The organism is Nocardiopsis gilva YIM 90087 (assembly GCF_002263495.1).
In the GTDB taxonomy this organism is placed as follows: domain Bacteria; phylum Actinomycetota; class Actinomycetes; order Streptosporangiales; family Streptosporangiaceae; genus Nocardiopsis_C; species Nocardiopsis_C gilva.
The window spans coordinates 3,083,567-3,107,398 of record NZ_CP022753.1; the positions used below are offsets into that span (position 1 = coordinate 3,083,567).

Sequence of the window (23,832 nt, forward strand, 5' to 3'; positions counted from 1 at the left end):
GGCGGACAGTGAGACGAACGGCGATCGGATCCGCGGCGCTCGGCGCCGCGGCGATCCTGCTGCTGAGCGCGTGTGGCGGCGGCGGTGACAACGGCGGGGGCGGTACGGCCGCGGCCGAGTTCGACGCGGGACTCACCGAGGTGGTGAACCCCGGCGAGGAGACCGGCGGCACGCTGCGCTTCGCGATCACCACGAACGTGGAGAGCACCGACCCGGGCAACATCTACTACGGCTACATGTGGAACTTCAGCCGCCTGTACGCCCGGACGCTCTACACCTATGCGGCCAAGCCCGGCGACGCCGGCCGCGAGGTCGTGCCCGACCTCGCCGAGGGAATGCCCGAGGTCAGCGACGACGGGAAGACCTACACCGTCAAGCTGAAGAAGGGCATGAAGTTCGAGGACGGCGCGGAGATCGTCGCCGAGGACATCAAGTACGCGATCGCCCGCAGTAACTTCGGCGACAAGGCCCTGCCCAACGGCCCCAAGTACTACAAGGAGCACCTCGACGCCAAGGGCTACGAGGGCGTCTACGAGGACAAGGGCGACCCGCTCAAGGGCTTCGACGCGATCGAGACCCCCGATGACCACACCCTGGTCTTCCACCTCAAGGGCGCCTTCGCGGACTTCCCCTACGTGCTGGTGCAGCCGCAGAGCGCCCCGGTCCCCGCCGACGCCGACACCGGCGAGCGCTACATGTCCTCCGTGGTCTCCAGCGGTCCCTACAAGTTCGAGGGCGACTACCAGCCGGGCAACGGGTTCACACTGGTCCGCAACGACGAGTGGGACGCCGAGTCCGACCCGGTCCGCACGGCCCTGCCCGACAAGATCACCGTCGAGGAGGGCATCAACCAGGACGAGATCGACAAGCGACTGGCCACCGGCAAGCTCGACGTCGACCTCTCCGGTACCGGCCTGGGCCCGGCGCAGAAGGGCAAGGTCTTCACCGACGAGACGGCGAAGGCGCGACTGGACAACCCGGAGAACAGCGCCCACTACTACCTCACCATCAACACCCAGGTGAAGCCGTTCGACAACCTGGCCTGCCGGCAGGCCGTGCAGTACGCGATGGACCGCGACGCGGTACACCGCGCCTGGGGCGGCGACGCGGGCGGCACCCCGGCCACCCAGATCCTGCCCCCGGCGGTGCCCGGCTCCAACCCGGACCTGGACCTCTACCCGTCCAAGAACGACGACAGCAAGGGCGACGTCGAGCAGGCCGAGAAGAAGCTGGACGAGTGCGGCGAGGGCGACGGCGTCAAGACCAACCTCGGGGTCCGCTCCGACCGCCCGGCCGAGGTCGCGGCCGCCGAGGCCATCCAGGAGGGCCTGAAGCGCGCCGGGATCGACGTGAACATCCAGCAGTTCCCGTCGGACACGTTCACCAACACCCAGGCCGGTTCGCCGAGCTTCGTGCACGACAAGAAGCTCGGTCTGAACATCTACGGCTGGATGCCCGACTGGCCCACCGGCTACGGGTACTTCAGCCAGATCGTCGACGGCGACGCCATCAAGAAGGCCGGTAACTCCAACATCTCCGAGCTCGACGATCCGGAGATCAACAAGCTCCTCGACGAGGTCGTGGCGATCGAGGACGAGGACGAGCGGAACAAGGTCTACGCCGAGATCGACAAGAAGGTGATGGAGCAGGCCGTCATCGCGCCGATGGTGTTCCACAAGGCGGTGCTGTACCGCCCGGACAACCTGACCAACGTCTTCTTCAACCCCAGCTGGAAGATGTACGACTACGCGACGTTGGGCACGACCGCCGGCGAGTGACCTGACAGAAGCGGCGGCGCCACCGCCGCGCGGCCGAACCGCTGACCCGCTCCTGCGACCGGAGCGGGCCAGCGGACGGTCCGGGGTATCGGCCCGGTCTGGGCCGCGTCCGCGCCGGGCCCTCCGTTGATCTCGGTCAAGTGCACCGAATTCCAGCGATTATTCGGTGCACTTGGCCGAGATCAACGGAGGAACGGGTGGCATCGGTGGTCAACGGCCAGTCGTCCACCGTGCCCACCCTGACACGCCGACTCCCTAGGGGAATGACCGGATGTGCGTGGGGCCGTGTGGGTGCGACACTGGGGACATGGGTGTTCCGGAACAGTTGCCGATCGCGGGCCCGATGCTTGGGGCCGCCCTCACGGTCGTGGGTCTGCTCATCTCCTGGATGGTGTGGCGTCGCAGGGGCTCCGCGGCCGGGCTCCGCGGTGTGGCGTGGTCGCTGCTGCCGCTGGCGGCAGGACTCATGGGCCTGATGACGATCGTGTGGCGGCTGGTGTTCGACCTCTCCCGCTTCTTCGCGTCCCTCATCTTCAACCCGATCGTGTGGGCCGGGGTCGTGGTGGCCGGTCTGGCCGTCGTGCTGTGGGTGGTCTCGGGGATCATGCGGGCACGCGGCATCGGTACCGGTGGCGCCAAGCCGGCGCCCAAGGCCGCCGAGACCGGTGGTGGGGCCGCCCCGGAGATCGCCGGGGCGCAGGCCGCCCCCGCGTCGAGCCCGAAGCAGCCCAAGCAGCCCAAGCAGGCCGCTCAGTCGGCGGCCGACGACGACTTCAGCGACATCGAGGCCTTGCTGCGCAAGCGCGGAATCGAGTAGCCCACGCCCGACAACAGGTGAGCCAGGGGCCGGAGGGGACATCCCCTCCGGCCCCTGTGTGTTGTGTGCCGGGGACGCGGTGCCGTCGCGTGCTCGGTGGAGCCTGGGGCGGATCGCCGTCGCGGCATGGCACTTAAGCCCGGCTGAAGTCCGCGGATCGGCCGTACTTCGGGCGTCCCAGAGGCATATGGGCGCGTGAGGCGCAACTGATTTTGCCAATTTCGGACGTCCGTGACTGGAATTCGGCGGGGGTGGGCGGCGGCAGATTCCTCACTACGCGTGAGCGAACGGACAATCCGGCGCGTCCTGTCCTCCTTGTCTTCGCCGGTCAGGCACACTCTGTGGTGAGAGTTATGCCGTGTGTCACGTTGCAGCATGTGACGGGTTCGTGTTTCTCAAATCACAATTCGGCCACATCGCGGCTTACTGGACGGTTTGTGTCTAAACCGGGCGTAAATTGATCGCGATGCACCGTTAGGTGGGTCACATGCGTTAGCTGTGTTGATGTCCCGAGCTAAGTCAGCATGGTGCCGCGCATACCCGGTGGCCGGACTCATCCTTGCGCCGCCGGTGCGGGTCGACCTGTCGGCCCGGGGCACTCGACCAGTGCCGCACCAGGGCCCGAGGGGACATCCCCCGACGGGCCCTGATCGGAATTCAGGGCCGCGCCAAAAGCGGGACTAGTGGGGGAGTAGTGGTGCAATGACCGCGCCTTCGGACGTACCTGGGACGGCGGAGGAGGCCGGGGCGGAGGCCCAACCGCGACGTGCCGACGCCGCGAGCCGTTCCCTTCGACAGATTGCCTGGCAGCGGTTCCGACAGGACAAGGTCGCGCTGACCGGTGGCATCGTCGTCGTACTTCTGATCGTGATCGCGATCCTCGCGCCACTGCTGGTGAAGTTCGTCGGCTACCCGCCGAACCAGTTCAACCAGGCGCCGATCGACCCCCTCACCGGCGGCGTGCTCAACGACCCGAACGACCCCACGAGCGGCATCGACCCCTGGGGCGGGATGAGCCTCGACCACCTGCTCGGCCTGGAGCCGGTCAACGGCCGCGACCTGTTCAGCCGGATCGTCTACGGCGCGCAGATCTCGCTGCTCGTCGCCTTCGGCGCCACCGTTCTGTGCGTCTTCATCGGCACCGTGCTGGGCAGCCTCGCCGGCTACTTCGGCGGCTGGGTCGACACCGTCATCAGCCGGGCGATGGACATCTTCCTCGCGTTCCCGCTGCTGCTCTTCGCCATCGCGCTGGCCGGTGTCATCCCCGACGGCGCGTTCGGGCTGACGGGCAACGGGCTGCGCGTCGCCCTGCTCATCTTCATCATCGGGTTCTTCAACTGGCCCTATATCGGCCGCATCGTGCGCGGCCAGACGCTCTCGTTCAAGGAGCGCGAGTTCGTCGAGGCCGCGCGGAGCCTCGGGGCGAGCAACCGGTACATCCTCTTCCGGGAGATCCTGCCCAACCTCATCACCCCGATCCTCATCTACTCCACGCTGCTGATCCCGACGAACATCCTGTTCGAGGCGGCGCTGTCCTTCCTCGGGGTCGGCATCAACCCGCCCACACCCACGTGGGGCGGCATGATCTCCGACTCGCTGCAGTACTACACCACCTCGCCGCACTTCGTGATCATCCCGGGTCTGGCGATCTTCATCACCGTGCTCGCCTTCAACCTCCTCGGTGACGGCCTGCGCGACGCGTTCGACCCGAGGTCCTCCGACTGACGGGCGGCGGCGCCCACCCGGCTCCGCCACCCCCACGGACGGCACAACCCACGTCTGCGAGAAAGGCAGGACATGACGAAACGAGCTCTGGGGTTCGTCGCGCTCGGCGCGGCGGCGACCTTGCTGCTGAGCGCATGCGGAGGCGGCGGAGGCGCCGGTGGAGGCGGGGAAGCCGCCTTCAACCAGGGGGAGACCGAGATCGTCAACCCTTCGGACGAGAAGGGCGGCACGCTGCGCTACGCCCACTCGTCGGACTTCGACTCCACCGACCCGGGCAACATGTACTACGCCTTCGCGTGGAACTTCAGCCGCTACTACGCACGCACCCTGCTGACCTACACCACGTCCCCCGGGGTCGAGGGCACCGAGCTCCAGCCGGACCTCGCCGAGGGGATGCCCGAGGTCAGCGATGACGGGAAGACCTACACCGTCAAGCTGAAGAAGGGGCTGAAGTACGAGAACGGCGAGGAGATCGTCGCCGAGGACGTCAAGTACGCGATCGCGCGCAGCAACTACGGCGAGCAGCGGCTGCCCAACGGCCCGCAGTACTTCAAGAAGCTGCTGGCCGACAGTGAGGATTACGAGGGCCCCTACGCCGACAGCTCCGACCCGCTCCAGGGCTTCGGCGGCATCGAGACCCCGGACGACCACACCCTGGTCTTCCATCTCAAGAAGCCGTTCTCGGAGTTCGAGTACATCCTCATCCAGCCGCAGAGCGCCCCGGTCCCCGCCGAGGTCGACAAGGGCGTGCAGTACCAGAGCCACGTCCTGTCGTCCGGCCCCTACAAGTTCGACGGCGACTACAAGCCGGAGGAGAGCCTCAACCTCGTCCGCAACGACGAGTGGGACGCGGCGACCGACCCGATCCGCAAGGCACTGCCGGACCGCATCGAGGTCGAGCTCGGCGTCGAGCAGAACGAGATCGACCAGCGCCTGGTGAACGGGCAGCTCGACGTCGACCTCTCGACCTCCAGCGTCGGACCCGCGATGAAGGGCACCGTGCTCAGCGACGAGGCCAAGAAGGCCAACGTCGACAACCCGTCGGGCAACACGATGCGCTACGTCAACATCAACACCAAGGTCGAGCCGCTGGACGACCTCGCCTGCCGCCAGGCGGTCATGTTCGCGGTCGACCACGACGCGCTCCAGCGGGCCTGGGGCGGCCCCGTTGGCGGCGATATCCCGACGCAGATCATGCCGACGAGCCTCGAAGGCGCCGACACGAGCATCGACCTGTACCCGTCCGAGGACAACAAGGGCGACCTCGACAAGGCCAAGGCCAAGCTCGAGGAGTGCGGCGAGGACGACGGCTTCAAGGTCAACATCGGGGCCCGCTCCGACCGCCCGGCCGACGTCGCGACCGCCGAGGCCCTGCAAGCGAGCCTGAAGCGGGCGGGCATCGGTGCGTCGATCAAGCAGTACCCGTCGGACACCTACACCAACACCCAGGCCGGGTCGCCCGACTTCGTGCACGACAACGAGCTGGGCCTGACGGTTTTCGGCTGGGCCCCGGACTGGCCCACCGGCTACGGCTTCATGAGCGAGATCGTCAACGGCGAGTCCATCCGCGACGCGGGTAACGCCAACATCTCCGAGTTCGACGACCCCGAGGTCAACAAGCTGTTCGCGGAGTCCGTCAAGGAACAGGACCCCGAGGCCCGTGCGGACAAGTACGCCCAGATCGACCGGATCGTCATGGAGAACGCGGTGATCCTCCCGGTCGTCCTCGAAAAGATGGTGTACTACCGCCCGGAGAACCTCACCAACGCCTACTACCACGTGGGCTACGCGGGGTACGACTTCATGGCCCTGGGCACCACCCGCGAGTAGCGCATCCACCTCGATCGGTTTGAGAGAAGGCAGGTGAAGGCGGCGGGGGCGGTCGGACTCCCACAACGACTCCGACCGGCCCCGCGCCGCCGGTCAAGTTGCTGACATACATTCTTCGTCGCCTGGGCGCCGGCGTGCTGCTGCTCGCCATCGTCACCCTCGTGACGTTCCTGATCTTCTACGTCGTTCCGCGGCTGGCCGGACAGACCACCGAACAGCTCGCGACGATGTACGTGGGCAAGGCGCCCACGCCTGAGGCCATTCAGGCGACCATCGACCGGCTCGGTCTGGACCAGCCGATCGCCGTGCAGTTCTGGGAGTTCATCCGCGGCATCTTCTTCGGGGCCGAGTACCAGTTCGGCCGCGACACCGTGCAGTGCACGGCACCCTGCTTCGGCTACTCCTTCCAGAACTACCAGGAGGTCTTCCCAGAGATCGTCAAGCGGCTCCCGGTCACCTTCTCGCTGGCCATCGGGGCCGGTGTGATCTGGCTGATCGGCGGCGTCGCCGTGGGCGTCATCTCGGCCATCAAGAAGGGCAGCATCTTCGACCGCGTCGCCATGGGCGTCGCCCTGGCCGGGGTCTCCCTGCCGATCTTCTTCACCGGCCTGCTCTGCCTGGCGTTCCTCGTGCACGCCACCGGCTGGTTCGCCAGTCCCTCCTACACCCCGTTCACCCACAATCCGGTGGCCTGGGCGGGCGGACTGATCCTGCCCTGGATCACCCTGGCGTTCCTGCACGCGGCCCAGTACGCGCGCCAGACCCGCGCCGGCATGCTGGAGACCATGGGCGAGGACTACATCCGCACCGCGCGGGCCAAGGGCCTGGCCGAGCGCAGGGTCGTGCTCAAGCACGGCCTGCGGCCCACCCTCACCCCGATCGTCACCATCTTCGGCCTGGACCTGGGCCTGGTGCTCGGCGGTGCGGTGCTCACCGAGACCGTGTTCTCCCTCAACGGCATCGGCCGCTACGCCGTGACGGCGATCGTGCAGAGCGACCTGCCCGTCATCTTGGGTGTCACCCTGTTCGGCGCGTTCTTCATCGTCGTCTGCAACCTCATCGTCGACCTGCTCTACGCCTGGGTGGACCCCCGGGTCAGAGTCACGGCCTGACGACCCCCGGCCGCCGGAGCCAACCCCGGCGGCCGGTCCGAGCCAACGCAGAGCAGTCCTCTCACCCCTGGCCCGACCATCCGGCGGGCCGGGGCCCGAGCCGAAGGAAGACCGGCAATGACCACTCCGGGAACCGCGGAAGGGTCCGCGGCCACCGTCGACGCGGCGGTCCGCGTCGACGACCTGACGATCACGTTTCCGACGATGGACGGCGACGTCCACGCCGTCGCCGGGCTGTCCTTCGAGGTGCCGTCCGGCGGCGCGCTGGGGATCGTCGGTGAGTCCGGCTCCGGTAAGAGCGCCACGTCGCTCGCGCTGATGGGGCTGCACCGCGGCACCAAGGCCCAGATCACCGGGCAGATCTCCGTCGTCGGCACCGACATGGTGGCCGCCTCCGACGCCGAGGTCCGCGCGCTGCGCGGCAACGACATCGCGATGGTGTTCCAGGACCCGATGTCGTCGCTGCACCCGCAGTACACCATCGGCGACCAGCTCATCGAGGCCTACCGCACCCACCGTGCCCAGGCGAGTCGTGCCGAGGCCAAGCAGCGCGCCATCGAGTCGCTGGACCGCGTGGGCATCCCGGACCCCGCCCGCAGGATCAACTCCTACCCGCACGAGTTCTCCGGCGGCATGCGCCAGCGCGTCCTCATCGCCATGGGGCTGATGTGCGACCCCAAGGTGCTGCTCGCCGACGAACCGACCACGGCGCTGGACGTGACCGTGCAGGCGCAGATCCTGGACCTGCTCGACGACCTCCGCCGCGACCTGGGCATGTCGCTGATCCTGGTCAGCCACGACCTCGCTGTCGTCGCCGGGTCCGTCGACGAGGTCCTGGTCATGCAGAACGGCAAGGCCGTGGAGCGCGGCGACGTTCGCCGGGTCCTGGCCGCGCCCGAGCACCCCTACACCCAGGCGCTGCTGGCCTCCGTCCCCCGGGTCGAGGTCTCGCGCGCCGAGCGCCGCGCCCGAATCCGTGCCGAGCGCGACGAGGCGGAGAGGGCTGCCAAGGAGAAGGATCGGCAGGAGCTTCAGGTCCCGAAGACGGAGGAGACGCCCGCCCCGGCCCCCGAACCGATCGGTGCCGCCGAGCCGGGCGAGCCGCTGCTGGAGGTGCGCAACCTGCGCGTGCGGTTCAAGGTGCGCAGCGGTATGTTCAGCACCGCCACCGAGTTCTACGCCGTGAACGACGTCTCCTTCGACCTGTACAAGGGCGAGACGCTGGGCGTCGTCGGCGAGTCCGGGTCGGGCAAGAGCACCCTGTCGCGCGCGGTCATGCGGCTGCTGCAGCCGGCGTCGGGCTCGATCACCTTCGAGGGCCGCGACATCACCCAGCTCCCGGACCGGAAGCTGCGCCCGCTCCGCCGCGACGTGCAGATGATCTTCCAGAACCCGTACTCGTCACTCAACCCGCGCCTCACCATCGGCGACAGCATCGGCACCGCCCTGCGGGTCCAGGGCGAGAAGGACTCCAAGCTCATCAAGCGGCGCGTGCAGGAGCTGCTGGAGCGGGTGGGCCTGGAACCGCGGCACTACAACCGCTTCCCGCACGCGTTCTCCGGCGGGCAGCGCCAGCGGATCGCGATCGCCCGGGCCTTGATCCTCCGCCCCAAGCTGGTGATCTGCGACGAGCCGGTGTCCGCGCTGGACGTGTCGACCCAGGACCAGGTGCTGCGGCTACTCTCGGAGCTGCAGGACGACTTCGACCTGACCTACATCTTCGTGGCCCATGACCTCGCGGTGGTGCGCCAGGTCAGCGACCGGGTCGCGGTCATGCGCCGGGGCGAGATCGTGGAGATGAGCGAGGGCGACGAGGTCTACGAGAACCCGCAGCACTCCTACACTCAGCAGCTGCTGGCCGCCGCTCCGGTCCTCGACCCCGACGAGGCCCGCGCGCACCGTGCCGAGCGCGTCCGGATGCGTCAGGAGAAGGACGGGCAGGCCGACCAGCTCGCCCCATCGGCCTGAACCCGCCGCCATCGGTGTCGGCGGCGGGACCAACAGCGGCGACGGACGGGGGCCAGCCCACCGGCCCCGTCCCCTGCGTTGATCTCGGGGATATCGACCGAATAACGGCCGACATTCGGTCGATATCCCCGAGATCAACGGTGTTATCGGCGGTGCACGGCTATCCGCGCGCGTCCGTGTGCACCGATGCGGGCACCGGAGGTGCCGGGGACCCGTCCTCGGCTGAGAACAGTGCCGATACCACGCCCCACACGGCGATGACCGTGTTCCAGAACATGAAGATGCCCAGCGGAGTGTAGAAGCCGTCGAGCACGGCCGTGCGCTCCGGGTCGCCGACGAACAGGGTCAGCCCCGCCAGGGCGCCCGCGCCGATGAGGCAGGCCAGCAGCCCGCGCAGCCAGGCGACATTCTCGTGGCGCAGCCGGGCGGCTCTGGCCGTGGGGCGCGGGGGAGGGGATGGACCTCCGGCGAAGCGGTGCGCGAACCGGACGTCCGCCCAGGTGATGACCGAGTGCCCGTAGGCGACGGTGAACCCCAGGTACAGCGCCCCGAGGCCATGGGTCACGTCGGCGCTGGCCCCTTGGGACAGGTGGACGGCGATCACCGTCAGCAGGACCACGTCCAGTAGGGGGACGAGCAGCAGCATCACCGTGCTCAGCCGCCGCATGCGCAGCAGGTAGCGGGCGGTCAGCCCGCCCAGCACGAGCACCCAGAACAGCGCCTCGACCGTCTGGATCACCGCCGCGATCACCGTCGCGCCCCCCTCGTTCCTCCATGGGGGCCGTCCACCGGCCCCGCGTCCCGCCCATCATGCGGAACCGACCCGGGGCGGCGGATCGGCGCAGGTGATGAGATCGCTGTACAACCTTCGAAGTACGCGTCGGCGGTGCGGACGTGCTGAGATAGAGGGCGTGACGCTGCTTCTCCGACGCTACGCGCTGCTCGACCGGCGCATCCTCGGCGGTCGGCTCTACCTCGGCAGCACGCTGTGGGCTGGAATGCACTTCGGCGTCGGGCTGCTGCTGTGGGGATTGGCCGCCTACGTGGAGCGCCCCGACATCGACCAGCGGTGGCTGCTGCTGACCCTGACCGGGGTGTGCGCGGCGGTCCTGCTGCGCCGCAGCGCGCCTGGCACCGGCCTGGCGATCGCTTCCCTGTTCCTCCTCGCCGACATCGCCCTCGGCCCCTCGTGGTGGGTCCTGGTGGTCTACGGGGAGGCCCTCTACGCGGTCGCCGTGTGGGGGCGTCGGCGCCTGGCCTACGGCATCTTTACCGCCGTCATGACCTGCACCGTCGTGGCGATCGGGGTCCTGGTCTACCTCCTCGCGCATGGGGTGCTGGAGAGCCTGCTGGAGGTGGTCCAGTTCGTGGGGCTGTTCGTACTGGTCTTCGTGACGCCGATGATGTCCGGGCTGACCGTCCGCGAACACCACCTGCGCGCCGAGCTGGAGCGGCAGCGCGCCGACCAGCTGCTGCGGATGGCCGAACTGGACCGGGGCACCGCCATCGCCGAGGAGCGCGGCCGGATGGCCCGCGAGCTGCACGACGTCATCGCCAACCACCTGAGCGCCATCGCGGTGCAGTCCACGGCCGCCCTGTCGATGCGCGACCCGGATCCCGAGCGGGTCCGGCAGATCCTCGGCGTGGTGCGGGACAACAGCGTGCGGGGGCTGGCCGAGATGCGGCAGATGATCGGCGTGCTGCGCGCCGACGACAACCCCGACCTGGAGCGCGTCACGCCGCGGCTGAGCGAGGCCGACCGACTGGTGGACACCGCGCGCGAATCCGGGTTGGACGTCCGTATGGAGGAGCGCGGCACCGCGCCTCCCCTCCCGGCACGCGTGGACGCGGCCGCCTACCGGATCGTGCAGGAGTCGCTCACCAACGCGCTGCGCTACGCCGAACCCCGGCGGGTCGACATCACCGTGGAGTACACGGCGTCGGCACCGGGGCAGGAGGCGGACCGGCTGGTGCTGACGGCGGAGAACCCGGCGCCGGTCCGGCCGGAGCCTACCTGGCGCGTGGAGCTGGGCGGGGGCGCGGGGGTCACTGGGATGCGCGAGCGCGTCGCGCTGCTGGGCGGCCACTTCGAGGCCGGGCCGTCGGCCGATGAAGACGCGGGCTGGCGGGTCCGGGCCGAGCTGCCGATCGCGCAGCCGGGCGTGCCCGAGGACACCGATGGACAGAGAGCGGGGATGGGCGCGTGATCCGGGTTGTTGTGGCCGAGGACCAGTGGGCGGTGCGGTCGGGGCTGGTGATGATCCTGGACGCCGCGCCGGACATGCACGTCGTCGCCGAGGCCGCCGATGGGGACGAGGCCGTCGACGCGGCGCGCCGCTACCTCCCCGACATCGTTCTTATGGACGTGCGGATGCCGCGCAAGGACGGCATCGCGGCCACCCGCGACCTGGCCGGGACCGGGGTGGACGTGCTGATCCTGACCACCTTCGACCTCGACGAGTACGTGTTCGGCGCGCTTCGGGCTGGTGCCGCGGGGTTCCTGCTGAAGAACATCGAGGCCGACGAGCTGGTCGAGGCGGTCCGCGTCGTGGCCCGCGGCGAGGGGATGATCGCGCCGGCCGTCACGCGGCGGCTCATCGCCGAGTTCGCCGGTTCCGGCGCGCGGTTCGCCGGGGGCGGGCCGCGGGCCCCGGAGGTGAGCCCGGCCGCCCTCGACGCGCTCACCCCGCGCGAGCACGAGGTCCTGGCGTGCGTGGGGGAGGGGCTGAGTAACCAGCAGATCGCCCGTCGGCTGTCCATCACCGAGACCACGACCAAGACCCATGTCAGCCGCATCCTGGCCAAGCTGGGGCTGCGCAGCCGGGTCCAGGCCGCCATCGTCGCCCAGGAGCTAGGCGTCACGCACGACTGAGCGCAGCAGCGCCTCCAGGCCCGCGTCGAACACCTGCTCCGGCTCCGCCTCGACCGTGCTCAGTCGAGCCACGGTCCCGAACCGCCCGTCGACCGCGGCGGGCTGGGCGCTGGCCAGGCCCTCGCCGCGGACCTGGCGGATGACGGCACCGGTGACGTAGGCGTCCAGGGCGGACGCCGCCCGTACGATGTCCGCGCCCTCCAGCCCCGCCTCGGCGAAGGCCGCGTACTGCAGCTCCAGCGCACGCAGCGCCGCCTCGGTGTCCGGGCGGCGGTGGATGAACAGCGGGAGCGCACCGGAGTGGTGCAGCAGCGCCGCGCGGTAGTCGTGCGCCCACGTGCGCAGTCGCTCGTCCCAGGGGCGGTCGTCCTCGGCCGCGTCGTCCGCTTCGGCGTCATTCTCCTCTGCGTCTGCGTCGGCATCGGTGTCGGCGCCCCGGGGCCGGGAGACGTCGGTAATGTACTCGACGATCGCGTCGAACAGCTGCTCCTTGCCCAGCGGGAAGTGGTGGTAGATGGCCATGGCCTCCACCTCCAACGCGTCGCCGAGGCGGCGCATGGTCAGGCGGCGCAGTCCCTGGCCGTCGATGATGCGCAGGGCCTCGGTGATGATGCGGTCGGCGCTCAGGCCGGCGTTGTTTCGGCTCACGCCCCCGATCATAGACTTACTTTGTAAAGGCGGTGGCCGGAATCACCCCTCGGGTGTGTCCGTGATCGGAGTCACCTCCTACAGTGTCTCCTGACACTCTGATCCACCCACCGCCGATCCACAGGAGTGAGCATGGGGTTGACCGGCCCGAAGGTCGATGAGGACGCCCGGCGCCGCCACAGCGAGGACGAGCAGGCCGCGGAGCGGCTGCCGGAGCTGCTGGACGGGGTGGCGGCGGCCGAGCAGGCGCTGATCACCGCACAGGAGAACGGGGTCTCCGCCGAGGAACTCCACCGGTTCGGGATGGACCTGGACAGCGCGCTGACCGACGCGATGCGCGCCGCCTACGCCAAGGAACGCGCCCTGATCGGCCCGCGCGGCTACGTCGACCGCATCTACCGCCGCAAGCGCCTGGCCAAGCGGGACGTGCGCCACGCCACCGAGGTCGCCGAGCGACTGCTCACCGAGCGCGAGACCCACCGGCTGCACGGCATCGCCGGTGTTCCGCGTACCCCCGCGGGCGTCTAGGGGCGAGGTCCCACCCGCGCCCGCACCGGCCGCCGAGCGTGCGTCCGGCGTCCGTCGATGGCAGGATCGTTGAAGGAACACGGCGCCACCGGACGGCGTCGCGAGGCCGCCGGGTGTGGGCCGGACGAATGGAGTGGGGACGAAGATGCCGGGGTTCATCGAACTCGATCCATCATCGAAGGTGCCCCCTTATGAACAGATCCGGGCCGCGGTCGCCAACGCCGCGGCCAACGGCGACATCCCCGTGGGGTACAAGCTGCCTACCGTCCGTGCTCTGGCGGGGGAGTTGGCCGTCGCGGTGAACACCGTCGCCCGGGCCTACCGGGAGCTCGAACAGGCCGGGGTGGTCGAGACGCGCGGCCGGTCCGGCACCTTCGTCGCCGCCGGGGGCGACGCCCAGCGTGAGGAGGCGGTGGCGGCGGCCCGCGACTACGCCGACGTGATCTCCCGGCTCGGGCTGGCGCGCAGCGAGGCGCTGGACATCGTGCGGGCCGCCCTCGACCGCTGACGATCCCCGTGCGTTGATCTCGGGGATATTGGGGTCGCACGGGCGTTTTTCACCCCAATATCTCCGAGATCAACGGAGGGTGTGGCGACGCTATTCGCGGGTGCCGATGAGCATCAGGATGTAGAGCACGCTGATGCCGATCCACGTCGCGATGACCCCGCCGTCTCCGGCGTAGCCGGCACTGATGGCCGTCAATGGGATGGCCAGGCCAAGGGACACGATGGCCAACACCATGCGCGCGGTGCGGGTAGGGATCCCCTGGCGCTGGGGTCGGCGCTGCTGCTGTGTCGCGAGATGGTGGCGGACGCGCTCGTCGATGCTCTGTTCCAGGCGCTCGGCCAGAGAGGTGGCGATCGCGTCGTCGTAGTCGGCGCCGAGTTCCCGGCCCGCCCGCAGTGAGGCGGCCAGTTCGTCTTTGGGGAGAGGGTCGTTGGCCATGCCCCCAAGTATCCCCGCCCGCGCCCGATTCCGGCCGTTCCGCCGACGGGACTGGGGAAAGATCAGGGGTTTTTCAGGGGTCCGGTCCGCTGCCGCGGCCCCGCGCCGATGTTCGGTCGGCGCCATGGGCGGGCGCGCGGAACGGCGACGGCCCCGGTGCCCGCGTGCGGTGCGGGCGCCGGGGCCGTCGGTGGGTGAGTGGACTCCCCCGGTGGCTGTGTCGCGGGCAGAACCTGCTAGCTCGCGAAGTCCAGCAGCTGCTGGGCGCGGCTGGGGTGGCGGAGCTTGGACAGGGACTGCTTCTCCAGCTGCCGGATGCGCTCCCGGGTCAGCCCCAGGTGCTTGCCGATCTCGTCGAGCGTGCGGGGACGCCCGTCCATCAGGCCGAACCGCAGCGACATGATCGTGGCCTCGCGCGGCTCCAGGTCGTCCAGAGCGCGGCGCAGCTGGTCGGCCATGAGCTGTCGGTCGACGACCTCCGAGGCCTCCGACGCGTCGACGTCCTCGATGAGGTCACCGATGCGGGTCTCGCCGTCCTCCCCGATCGTGGAGTCGAGGCTGATGGGCTGGCGCGTGATCCGCAGCAGCTCCTCGATCTGGCTCGGCGACTTGTCCAGCTCGTGCGCCAGCTCCTCGGGACTCGGCTCGCGGCCCAGGGTCTGGTGCATGTCGCGCTCAAGCCGGCTGACCTTGCTCAGCAGCTCCAGTACGTGCACCGGGAGGCGGATGGTGCGGGCGGAGTCAGCGAAGCCGCGCTGTATTGCCTGCCGGATCCACCACATGGCGTACGTGGAGAACTTGAAGCCCTTGGTGTAGTCGAACTTCTCCACCGCGCGGATGAGCCCGAGGTTGCCCTCCTGGACGACGTCCAGCAGGGACATGCCGCGGTCGCTGTACTTCTTGGCGACCGAGACCACCAGGCGCAGGTTGGCCTCCAGCATGTGCTGCTTGGCCTGGCGCCCGTCCTCGGCGACCGCCTCCAGCTCCGAGCGTTCGCTGTCGCTGAGTTCTGTGGTCGGGGCGTCGTCCTCGACGAGGCCCAGGCGGTACTCAGCGTAGAGACCGGCCTCGATGCGCTTGGCGAGGTCGACCTCCTCCTCAGCGGTGAGCAGCTTGCGGCGACCGATGGCCTTCAGGTACGTGTGCACCGAGTCGCCCATGGCGGGCGACTGGTCATCCAGGTCGGCCTCGGAACCTTCCGGCTCCTGGGCGGTGGCCTTCTTCCCCCGCGCCTTGGAGACGGCTTTGGCGGTCTCGAGTGTTTCCTCCAGCACCTCGTCATCGCTGTCGGCGTCCACGGACTCCAGGGCCGCGGCGTCGTCGCCCCCGTTGGCGAGCCGCACTCCGGCGTCAGTGAGCTCACGCAGGATGGAACGGCCGTCGGCCGGGCTGATACCGGCCGCGGAGAACGCGGCGCGGAGTTCCGCGAGGGACAGGTGTCCCTGGGAACGCCCTCGAGTGATCAGCTGGTCGAGAGCCGCGGACGCGACATCATTGCCGTCTGCGGTCTCCGCCACTGTGTCCGCCACCGTGGGAGTGGGAGAAGTGGCTAGGGCAGTGCGCGACATGAAGGCACCTCCCTCCCTTCCAAGACGTCAGGCGCGAGGCGATGGGAAACCGCCGTCTCGGCGCGCCAATATGTCTAACGTGTCAGAGAGTCAAATGTTCCCGGTCTCGATTGGATATCGCGCGTCGTGGCATACGTCACGATCAGATATGTGGCCGTCCGGTCCCGGGAGCGGGTAATGAGCGCGTTCGACGGCCTGGCGCGGCGTGCACGGCGCCGTGTGCTCCTGCGTGTGATCCCCCCTCGATCGGATGATCCGCACTCACCCTGGGCCTCCTCGCGACGGGTGTGGGAACCAGATGCAGGAGTAGACGCCCATACCCCGCAGGAAGTTCCCTCAACTTGCGGATCCGTCCGGCTGCGGACACGCCTCTCATGTGATCCTGCCCCAGTACTGCCTGGTCAATCGCGGTGCCGAGTGGGCGAACGCAGTGCGGAGAGATCCGGTTTTCCCGAACCGAGGAGGGGGATCTGCGCGCGTACGTCGAGCTCCCGGGGGGCCGCATAGCCGGGCAGCTGGGTCCGGACCCATTGTCTCAGGTCATCGAGGCGCGGCGGACACGTGGGGTCGGCGGGGACCACGACCGCCGTGACGCGCTGTCCCCACTCCTCATCGGCGCGGCCGACCACGACCGCCTCCCGGACCGCGGGGTGCCCGCACAGCAGGGAGGCCACCTCGCCAGGGACGACCTTGTGGCCGCCGGTGTTGATCACGTCGTCGGCGCGTCCGCGCACCCGCAGCCGCCCTTCGGCGTCGAAGCGGCCGAGGTCGCCGGTGCGGAACCAGGGTGCCCCGTCGGGCCCCTCCTTCGGAGGGAGCAGGTGGTCGGCGGTGCGCTCGGGGTCGAGTCGGTAGCCGGAGAACAGGGACGGCCCCGACAGCAGGATCCGCCCCTCGGTGTCGAGGTCGGCGCGCATGCCGTCGAGGGGGACGCCGTCGTACACGCAGCCGCCGCAGGTCTCGCTCATGCCGTAGGTGGTGACGACACGGCCCCCGGCAGCGCGGGCCTGGGCGAGCAGCCGCTCGTCGGCGGCGGCCCCCCGAGCAGGACCGTGCCGAACAGCGACAGGTCGGCCCCCACGGCCAGCAGCCGGTGCAGCTGGGTGGGGACCAGGGACACGTGCGGGCGGTGCTCGGCGGCGAGCGCCATGGTGGCGGCCGGGTCGAACGCGTGGTGGAGCGGCTCCACCCCGCTGACCAGCGCGCGCAGGAGGACCTGCAGGCCCGAGATGTGCGCCGTGGGCAGCACACACAGCCAGGCGTCGTCCGGGCCGGCCCCGATGCGGCGGATGGAGGAGCGCGCCGAGTGCAGCAGGGCCGCGGTGGACAGCTCCACGCCCTTGGGGGCGCCGGTGGACCCGGAGGTGGCGATGACCAGGGCCGTGTCCTCGGCGGTCCCCGCACCGTCGGCGAGGGTGCGGACGCCCTCGGGGGTGCGCACCTCATCGACGCGCATGGCGGCGAGCAGGGAGCGCACCCGCGGCGCGGGCATCCGCGGGTCGATAGGCAGCAGCGCGGGGCCGCGGCCCGCCAGGGCCGCGGACAGCAGTTCGGTCAGGTGCGCGGGGGAAAGCCCGGTCACCGCTTGGAGGGGTCGATTCGCCACGTTGACCTAGGTTAACCCGCGGTGGCCCCAGCATGCTCGCCCCCGCGCCGGGTGTGGACGCCGGTGCGGTCGCACCCGGCGGAACTATTAAGGTTGACCCCTGACAAGCGAAGCGTTCGCGCAGGCGGTCCGGGCAGTATGCCGCGCTCTCCGCGCTGCGCCCCACGCTTCGCCCGCAGTACCGGAATGGCCGGGTTAGGAGAGACGAGAGCCGTGAGCAGCGTGATCGACTGGCAGCGGTCGGGAGAATATTCCGACATCATCTACGAGACCGCCGAGGGCATCGCCAAGATCACGATCAATCGGCCCGAGCGGCACAACGCCTTCCGCCCGCAGACGCTCTTCGAACTCCAGCACGCCTTCAACGTGGCACGCGACGACTCCGAGGTCGGGGTGATCATTTTCACCGGCGCCGGGGACCAGGCGTTCTGCTCCGGTGGCGACCAGAAGATCCGCGGCGAAGACGGCTACCTCGGCGACGACGCCGTGGCCCAGCAGGGCATCGGCCGACTCAACGTCCTCGACCTGCAGGTGCAGATGCGCCGCCTGCCCAAGCCGATCATCTGCATGGTGGCGGGCTGGTCCATCGGCGGCGGCAACGTCCTGCAGGTGTGCTGCGACCTCACCATCGCCGCCGACAACGCGAAGTTCGGGCAGACCGGCCCCAAGGTCGGTTCGTTCGACGGCGGCTACGGCTCGTGGCTGCTCGCCCAGACGGTCGGGCTGAAGAAGGCCCGCGAGATCTGGTACCTGTGCCGCCAGTACAGCGCCCAGGAGGCGCTGGAGATGGGCATGGTCAACACGGTCGTCCCGCTGGAGAAGCTGGAGGAGGAGACCGTTGCGTGGGCCCGCGAGATGCTGGAGAAGTCTCCGCTGGCGCTGCGCATGGTCAAGGGCGCCATCAACGCGGTCAGCGACGGCGCCGCGGGCATGCAGCAGTTCGCCGGGGACACCACGATGCTCTACTACATGAGCGAGGAGGCCCAGGAGGGCCGCGACGCCTTCAAGGAGAAGCGCAAGCCGCGCTTCGACCAGTTCCCGCGTCGTCCCTAGGCGGCCGCGATGGACGATTCCACCCCCGCGGGGCCCGAGGCCGGACGCGCGTTCTCGATCCCGATGCGGACCCGCTTCCGCGGCGTCACCGCGCGCGAGGGCCTGCTGGTCCGCGGCCCCGCGGGCTGGGGGGAGTTCTCCCCCTTCGCCGAGTACCCGCCGCGGGAGTGCGCCCGCTGGTGGGCCGCGTGCCGCGAAGCCGCCGAGGAGGGCTGGCCGGCACCGGTGCGCCGACGCGTCCCGGTCAACGTCACCGTGCCCGCGGTCGGCCCCGAGGACGCGGCGCGGATCGTGGCCGAGGGCGGGTGCGCGACCGCGAAGGTGAAGGTCGCCGAGCGCGGTCAGACACCGGCCGAGGACATCGCCCGAGTGGAGGCCGTACGCGACGCCATCGGCCCCGCCGGACGGGTGCGCGTCGACGCCAACGGCGCTTGGGACGTGGAGACCGCCGTGCGCATGCTCGGCGCGCTGGACCGCTTCGACCTGGAGTACGTCGAGCAGCCCTGCGCCACCCTGGAGGAACTGGCCCAGGTGCGGCGGCGCACCGACGTCCCGGTGGCGGCCGACGAGTCCATCCGCCGGGCCGAGGACCCGCTGAAGGTGCGCGCGGCGGATGCCGCCGACATCGTGGTGCTGAAGGTGCAGCCGCTGGGCGGGGTCCGCGCCGCGCTGCGCGTGGCCGAGGCGTGCGGGCTGCCGGTGGTGGTGTCCAGCGCCGTGGAGACCTCGGTGGGCCTGGCGGCCGGTGTCGCACTCGCCGCCGCCCTGCCGGAGCTGCCCTACGCCTGCGGGCTGGCGACGATGCGGCTGCTCCGCGCCGATGTGACCGCCGATCCGCTGGTGCCCGTCGACGGCCACCTGCCGGTGCGGGTGCCCGCGGTCGACGAGGAGCGGCTGGCGGCCGTCGAGATCGACGCGGGGCCGTGGCGCGCCCGCATGGCCGCGGCCCGTGCGGAGTGGCGGTCCTGAACGGCGGGTGGTTGGCGGATCAGTCCGAAACGGTCCGAAACCGTGGCGGCGTTCGGCACAGTGGGACGTATCGCAGTCCTGCAGCGGACGAATACCGTGGGGAGGCGCGTTGCACGGGACGGACCGTCGCATCGCTGTCGGGATCCCGGTGCGCTCTATCCCGACAGGCGCGAACGTGTGATGGCCACCGGTATCGCCGCCCCGAACGCACAGCACGAGTGCCGCAGCGGTGGGGGTAGCGAGGCGGACGGGGGCGCTCCGTCGATACTGGTTCTACACGTCACGACCTGAGAGCAGTCTGGATGAATCCGTCAACCGCGCTGGCGCGGGTCCTCGTCGATGAACTGGCCCGATGCGGGCTGGCCGAGGCCGTCATCGCGCCAGGGTCGCGTTCGACGCCCCTCGCGCTCGCCCTGGTCGCCCACCCCGGGATCCGGGTCCACGTCCGCATCGACGAGCGCTCGGCGGCCTTCCTCGCGCTCGGTCTGGCACGCGCCTCGCGGCGCGCCGTCGCCCTGGTGTGCACCTCGGGCACAGCGGCGGCCAACTTCCACCCGGCGGTACTGGAGGCCGACCAGAGCTGCGTGCCGCTGCTCGTGCTCACCGCCGACCGTCCACCCGAGCTGCGCGGCACCGGCGCCAACCAGACCGTCGACCAGATCAAGCTCTTCGGATCGGCCGTGCGCCTGTTCACCGAGGTCGGCGCGGCCGAGCGGCTGCCGGGCATGGTCGCCTACTGGAGATCGCTGGCCTGCCGTGCGTGGGCCGCGACCGACACGGAGCGTCCCGGGCCGGTCCACCTCAACCTGGCCTTCCGCGACCCGCTCATCCCGGATGGGCCGGGCTGCGGCGAGGAGTGGCCGGAACCCCTGACGGGCCGCGTGGACGGGCGAGCGTGGATCGAGCGTCCGGCGCCGGAGGCCCAGCCCGCGCCCGTGACGGCGCCATCGGTGGAGCGCGGCGTCATCGTCTGCGGTGACGGAGACTACGACCCCATCCCCTACCTGGCGCTGTCCATGGCCACGGGGTGGCCGCTGCTGGCCGAGCCCACCTCCAACGCGCGCCGTGCCGAAGCCGTCTCGACCTACCGCCAGCTGCTGGCCTCGCCACGGTTCGTCGCCGACCACGAACCCGAGCTCGTGGTCAGCGTGGGCCGTCCCGGCCTCTCCCGCCAACTCCTGGCCTACCTGCGCCGCGCCCGGCGGCACATCGCCGTCGGCGACCCCCTGTCGTTCGCCGACCCGGTGCGCACCGCCACCGAGGTCGTTCCCGCCCTCGTCCCGCCCGCCGACGCCACCCCCGATACGGCGTGGTCGCGCTCCTGGCAGGACGCCGAGACCGCGGCGCGCGCCGCCATCGACGCCCTGCTCGACGGCGAAGAGGCGCTGAGCGAACCCCGCCTCGCCCGCGACCTGGCCGCGCACCTGCCCAACGGGGCCCTGCTGTTCGCCGGCTCCAGCATGCCGATCCGCGACCTGGACGCCGCCATGACCGCCCGCTGCGGGGCGCGCGTCATCGGCAACCGGGGCGTGAGCGGCATCGACGGCACTGTCTCGACCGCCATCGGCGCCGCCCTGGCCCACCAGCGCGACGGCGGTGGTCCCGGGTACGCCCTGCTCGGCGACCTGGCCGTGCTCCACGACCAGAACGGTCTGCTCATCGGCGCCGAGGAGGCCCGCCCCGACCTGGCGATCGTGGTCGTCAACAACGACGGCGGCGGCATCTTCTCTGGGCTGGAACAGGCCGGGCACCCCGACTTCGAGCGGGTCTTCGGTACCCCGCACGGCGTCTCGATGGAGCGCGTCGCCGCCGTGGCCGACCTGCCCTACACCCGCCTCGAATGGGCCACCGACCTGCCCAAGACCGTCCTGGGCGAGGGGCTGCGGATCATCGAGGTGTGCACGGGACGCGTCGACACCGCGGCGCTGCGCCGCCGTCTGCAGGCGGCCGTCGACCGTGCGCTGGAGGCATAGCTCCGACAAAAGGGACGCGTGGCTCTGGGCTCGGGAAGCCGGGGGCATGATACTGGCCTCATGAGTTACGTGTTGCACATGACCGACCTTCGTGAGTGGCGTCGCGGCGAGGGCGACCTCGAACCGCCATCCCTGGAGACGCAGGGCTTCGTGCACGCCTCACCGGACGACTCCACGCTGCTCGCGGTCGCCAACGCCTTCTACGCTGGGTTGTGGGCGCCCCAGGCCGTCCTGGTCATCGACACCGGCCTGCTCGACGTGGAGGTGCGCTGGGAGACGGCCAACCCGGCCCCGCCGCCCGGGGTGCACCCGGAGGTGCTGTTCCCGCACATCTACGGCCCGGTGCGGCGCAAGGCCGTCATCGGCGTGCGCTACCTGCGGCGGGAGCCGGACGGCTCGTTCTCCGCGGTGCAGCACCGGGGAGCCACCGCCGAGGAGCTCGACCTCATCCCGCACCCGGAAGGGGGCTGGTACCGCTCGACCTGGCGCAGTCAGCACACCCTGCGCCCCGAGGGGTACCCCGGCGAGCGCGACGCCGCGTCGGGCACCCTCTTCATGCTCCGCCCGGGCGAACGCTCCCGCTGGCACCGGTTGCGGTCGGACGAGATGTGGGTCTTCAACTGCGGCGGCCCGATCGAGCTGACCTTCGGCGGCACCGGAGAGCGCCCCGTGGCCGACGGTCGCGTCACCCTCGGCCCGCACATCGAGGCCGGGCAGGTGGTGCAGGCCCTGGTTCCGGCCGGAACGTGGCAGACGGCCCACCCCATCACCGGCCGGGAGGGCGTGGTCAGCCTGTTCGTCTCGCCGGGCTTCGCGTGGGACGATTTCGAGCTGCCGCCTGACGACTGAGCCCGCGCGGGTGAAATCGGCGCCTCCCCCGTTGATCTCGGAGATATCAACCGAATACCGGCGAGTATTCGGTCGATATCCCCGAGATCAACGGAAGGGCGGATGGGCGGTGAAGCGCGCGTCAGTCTGTCAGGGCGTGCCGCATGACCTGGAACTTGGAGTCGGCCTCGGCCAGTTCGGCCTCCGGGGTCGAACCGGCCACGATGCCGCATCCCGCGAAGAGGCGGGCGCGGGCCCCGGCGATGTGGGCGCAGCGCAGGGCGATGCCCCACTCGCCGTTGCCCTGGGCGTCGATCCAGCCGACCGGGCCCGCGTAGCGGCCGCGGTCCATGGCCTCCAGGTCGCGGATCAGCTCCACGGCGGCCGCGGTCGGCGTCCCGCCCACGGCGGCGGTCGGGTGGAGCGCGGCGACCACGTCCAGCGTGGAGACGCCCGGATGCAGGGTGGCGCGGGCCGGCGAGGCCAGGTGCTGCACGTTGGGCAGCCGCAGCAGCCGGGGGCGGTCGGGCGTCTCGACCGTCGCGGCCAGCGGGGCGAGCGCCGCCCGCAGCGAGTCGATCGCGTACTCGTGCTCCTCCAAGTCCTTGGCGGACCCGGTCAACTCGGCGGCCAGCCGCTCGTCCTCGGCCGGGGTGGTGCCGCGCGGACGGGTTCCGGCCAGCACGAGCGATCCGATTCCGTCCCCCTCGCGCCGAATTAGCAGCTCGGGGGTGGCTCCGACCATGCCGTCGACACTGAACGTGTAGCAGCCCGGGTAGTCGCGCGTCAGTCGGCGCAGGAGGGTCCGCACGTCGATGTCGCGCTCGGCGCGGGCGTACACGTCGCGCGCCAGCACCACCTTGGCGATCTCACCCGCGCGGATGTGCCGCACCGCCGTGGCGACCGCCGCTTCCCACTCGGCCGCCGGGATGGACCCCTCCGTCCAGGTCAGCGGGCCGATCGGGCGCGCCGGCGTGCACGAGGCCAGGATCTCGCCCGGGTGGGCGCCGCGCCGGTCGCCGATGGTGGTGAGCCAGGACCGGTCGGCGCGCCGACCGACGACGATGCGCGGGATGACCAGGGTCGAGCCCGCCGAGCGGCCGTCGAAGGTGAAGCCGCCGAAGGCGACCATCCCGCTCCCGGGCAGGTCGACCTCGTCGGCGACCTCCGTGGCGGAGGCCACCCCGGCCAGCCACCGCGCGGCCGCGGTGAAGCGCTGCGTGCCGTCGCCGGTGTCATCCCCCGGCCAGGTGAAGCGGGCCGCCTCGCCCCACGCGACCAGACCGTCGCCGCGATGCACCCACGCGAGCGGAGCATCGCCGGGCAGGTGCTCGAGGAGATCGCGTCCGTCCCGCAGAGGAACGGTGCGCACGGCCAGCTGGGGCGGGGTTGTTGCGACGACACTCACGTCACCGCAGTCTAGGGCGCCGATCGGTGCATGTGTGCGCGCCACGGCCGCCCGGAGCGCTCCCGCACCGTGCCAAGTATCACGCTGAGCCGACCGTGATTCCCCGCTGCCATCGCGCGAACGCTGCCCGTCGACCGTCCGAACGGCTCTAGGCTGTCCGGGGAAAAACAGGGGATTCACCGCGATGCGCGGATAAGCGGATA

General features: G+C 70.5%; 19 protein-coding genes and 1 pseudogene. 14 read left to right on the forward strand and 6 right to left on the reverse strand.

Annotated elements, in window-relative coordinates; genetic code table 11:
- Positions 1-8: 8 nt before the first annotated feature.
- The 6 genes from CDO52_RS14075 (at position 9) to CDO52_RS14100 (ending at position 9,230) form a co-directional block, all read left to right on the forward strand.
- Positions 9-1,778, forward strand: coding sequence for an ABC transporter substrate-binding protein (locus CDO52_RS14075; protein ID WP_017621206.1), 1,770 nt, complete (start codon positions 9-11; stop codon positions 1,776-1,778).
- 307 nt (positions 1,779-2,085) lie between these two features.
- Positions 2,086-2,595 (forward strand): hypothetical protein, encoded by a 510-nt coding sequence (locus CDO52_RS14080; RefSeq protein ID WP_017621205.1) that lies wholly within the window; start codon positions 2,086-2,088, stop codon positions 2,593-2,595.
- A gap of 702 nt (positions 2,596-3,297) precedes the next feature.
- Positions 3,298-4,320, forward strand: a complete 1,023-nt coding sequence (locus CDO52_RS14085) for an ABC transporter permease (RefSeq protein WP_017621204.1) — start codon at positions 3,298-3,300, stop codon at positions 4,318-4,320.
- A gap of 72 nt (positions 4,321-4,392) precedes the next feature.
- On the forward strand, positions 4,393-6,150 hold the full coding sequence (locus CDO52_RS14090) for an ABC transporter substrate-binding protein (RefSeq protein WP_017621203.1): 1,758 nt from the start codon (positions 4,393-4,395) through the stop codon (positions 6,148-6,150).
- 98 nt (positions 6,151-6,248) lie between these two features.
- Positions 6,249-7,262 carry an ABC transporter permease gene (locus CDO52_RS14095; RefSeq protein ID WP_026126290.1) on the forward strand — a complete coding sequence of 338 codons (1,014 nt, stop codon included), beginning with the start codon at positions 6,249-6,251 and terminating at the stop codon, positions 7,260-7,262.
- 117 nt (positions 7,263-7,379) lie between these two features.
- Positions 7,380-9,230: an ABC transporter ATP-binding protein gene (locus tag CDO52_RS14100; protein WP_017621201.1), complete on the forward strand. Its 1,851-nt coding sequence runs from the start codon at positions 7,380-7,382 to the stop codon at positions 9,228-9,230.
- Between the two features lie 160 nt (positions 9,231-9,390).
- Here CDO52_RS14100 and CDO52_RS14105 read toward each other — a convergent pair whose 3' ends face one another.
- Positions 9,391-9,981, reverse strand: coding sequence for a hypothetical protein (locus tag CDO52_RS14105; RefSeq protein WP_017621200.1), 591 nt, complete (start codon positions 9,979-9,981; stop codon positions 9,391-9,393).
- A 160-nt stretch (positions 9,982-10,141) separates the two neighbouring features.
- Here CDO52_RS14105 and CDO52_RS14110 point away from each other — a divergent pair, with 160 nt between their 5' ends.
- Together CDO52_RS14110 and CDO52_RS14115 are read left to right on the forward strand one after the other, a co-directional pair.
- Positions 10,142-11,437: a sensor histidine kinase gene (locus tag CDO52_RS14110; RefSeq protein WP_232524172.1), complete on the forward strand. Its 1,296-nt coding sequence runs from the start codon at positions 10,142-10,144 to the stop codon at positions 11,435-11,437.
- A complete protein-coding gene (locus CDO52_RS14115) occupies positions 11,434-12,102 on the forward strand; it encodes a response regulator (protein ID WP_017621198.1) in 669 nt (222 codons plus the stop codon). Before CDO52_RS14110 ends, CDO52_RS14115 begins: the two co-directional genes overlap by 4 nt.
- Here the strand turns inward: CDO52_RS14115 and CDO52_RS14120 are convergent.
- Entirely contained in the window at positions 12,082-12,750 is a 669-nt protein-coding gene (locus CDO52_RS14120; RefSeq protein ID WP_017621197.1) for a TetR/AcrR family transcriptional regulator C-terminal domain-containing protein, read from the reverse strand. The two genes, CDO52_RS14115 and CDO52_RS14120, sit on opposite strands and share 21 nt — an antisense overlap.
- Before the next feature lie 132 nt (positions 12,751-12,882).
- Here CDO52_RS14120 and CDO52_RS14125 point away from each other — a divergent pair, with 132 nt between their 5' ends.
- Positions 12,883-13,278, forward strand: coding sequence for a hypothetical protein (locus CDO52_RS14125; protein ID WP_017621196.1), 396 nt, complete (start codon positions 12,883-12,885; stop codon positions 13,276-13,278).
- Between the two features lie 145 nt (positions 13,279-13,423).
- Positions 13,424-13,786, forward strand: a complete 363-nt coding sequence (locus CDO52_RS14130) for a GntR family transcriptional regulator (protein ID WP_017621195.1) — start codon at positions 13,424-13,426, stop codon at positions 13,784-13,786.
- A 90-nt stretch (positions 13,787-13,876) separates the two neighbouring features.
- On the opposite strand, the gene CDO52_RS14135 is transcribed toward CDO52_RS14130, so the two are convergent.
- From CDO52_RS14135 to CDO52_RS14145, 3 genes and pseudogenes are all read right to left on the reverse strand, one after another.
- Positions 13,877-14,224 (reverse strand): hypothetical protein, encoded by a 348-nt coding sequence (locus tag CDO52_RS14135; protein WP_017621194.1) that lies wholly within the window; start codon positions 14,222-14,224, stop codon positions 13,877-13,879.
- 236 nt (positions 14,225-14,460) lie between these two features.
- The gene (locus tag CDO52_RS14140) at positions 14,461-15,792 is read right to left on the reverse strand and encodes an RNA polymerase sigma factor (RefSeq protein WP_094932436.1); all 1,332 of its coding nucleotides are present in this window, start codon (positions 15,790-15,792) and stop codon (positions 14,461-14,463) included.
- Positions 15,793-16,193: 401 nt separating this feature from the next.
- Positions 16,194-17,398: pseudogene (locus tag CDO52_RS14145) on the reverse strand (AMP-binding protein).
- A 213-nt stretch (positions 17,399-17,611) separates the two neighbouring features.
- Here CDO52_RS14145 and menB point away from each other — a divergent pair.
- From menB to CDO52_RS14165, 4 genes are all read left to right on the forward strand, one after another.
- Positions 17,612-18,451 (forward strand): 1,4-dihydroxy-2-naphthoyl-CoA synthase, encoded by an 840-nt coding sequence (gene menB / locus CDO52_RS14150; protein ID WP_017621191.1) that lies wholly within the window; start codon positions 17,612-17,614, stop codon positions 18,449-18,451.
- A gap of 9 nt (positions 18,452-18,460) precedes the next feature.
- Positions 18,461-19,420 carry an o-succinylbenzoate synthase gene (locus tag CDO52_RS14155; protein WP_094932437.1) on the forward strand — a complete coding sequence of 320 codons (960 nt, stop codon included), beginning with the start codon at positions 18,461-18,463 and terminating at the stop codon, positions 19,418-19,420.
- A gap of 302 nt (positions 19,421-19,722) precedes the next feature.
- Positions 19,723-21,393, forward strand: a complete 1,671-nt coding sequence (menD, locus tag CDO52_RS14160; RefSeq protein ID WP_017621189.1) for a 2-succinyl-5-enolpyruvyl-6-hydroxy-3-cyclohexene-1-carboxylic-acid synthase — start codon at positions 19,723-19,725, stop codon at positions 21,391-21,393.
- A 60-nt stretch (positions 21,394-21,453) separates the two neighbouring features.
- Positions 21,454-22,242 carry a cupin domain-containing protein gene (locus CDO52_RS14165; protein ID WP_033301953.1) on the forward strand — a complete coding sequence of 263 codons (789 nt, stop codon included), beginning with the start codon at positions 21,454-21,456 and terminating at the stop codon, positions 22,240-22,242.
- A 121-nt stretch (positions 22,243-22,363) separates the two neighbouring features.
- Here CDO52_RS14165 and CDO52_RS14170 read toward each other — a convergent pair whose 3' ends face one another.
- The gene (locus tag CDO52_RS14170; RefSeq protein WP_026126288.1) at positions 22,364-23,629 is read right to left on the reverse strand and encodes an isochorismate synthase; all 1,266 of its coding nucleotides are present in this window, start codon (positions 23,627-23,629) and stop codon (positions 22,364-22,366) included.
- Positions 23,630-23,832 lie beyond the last annotated feature (203 nt).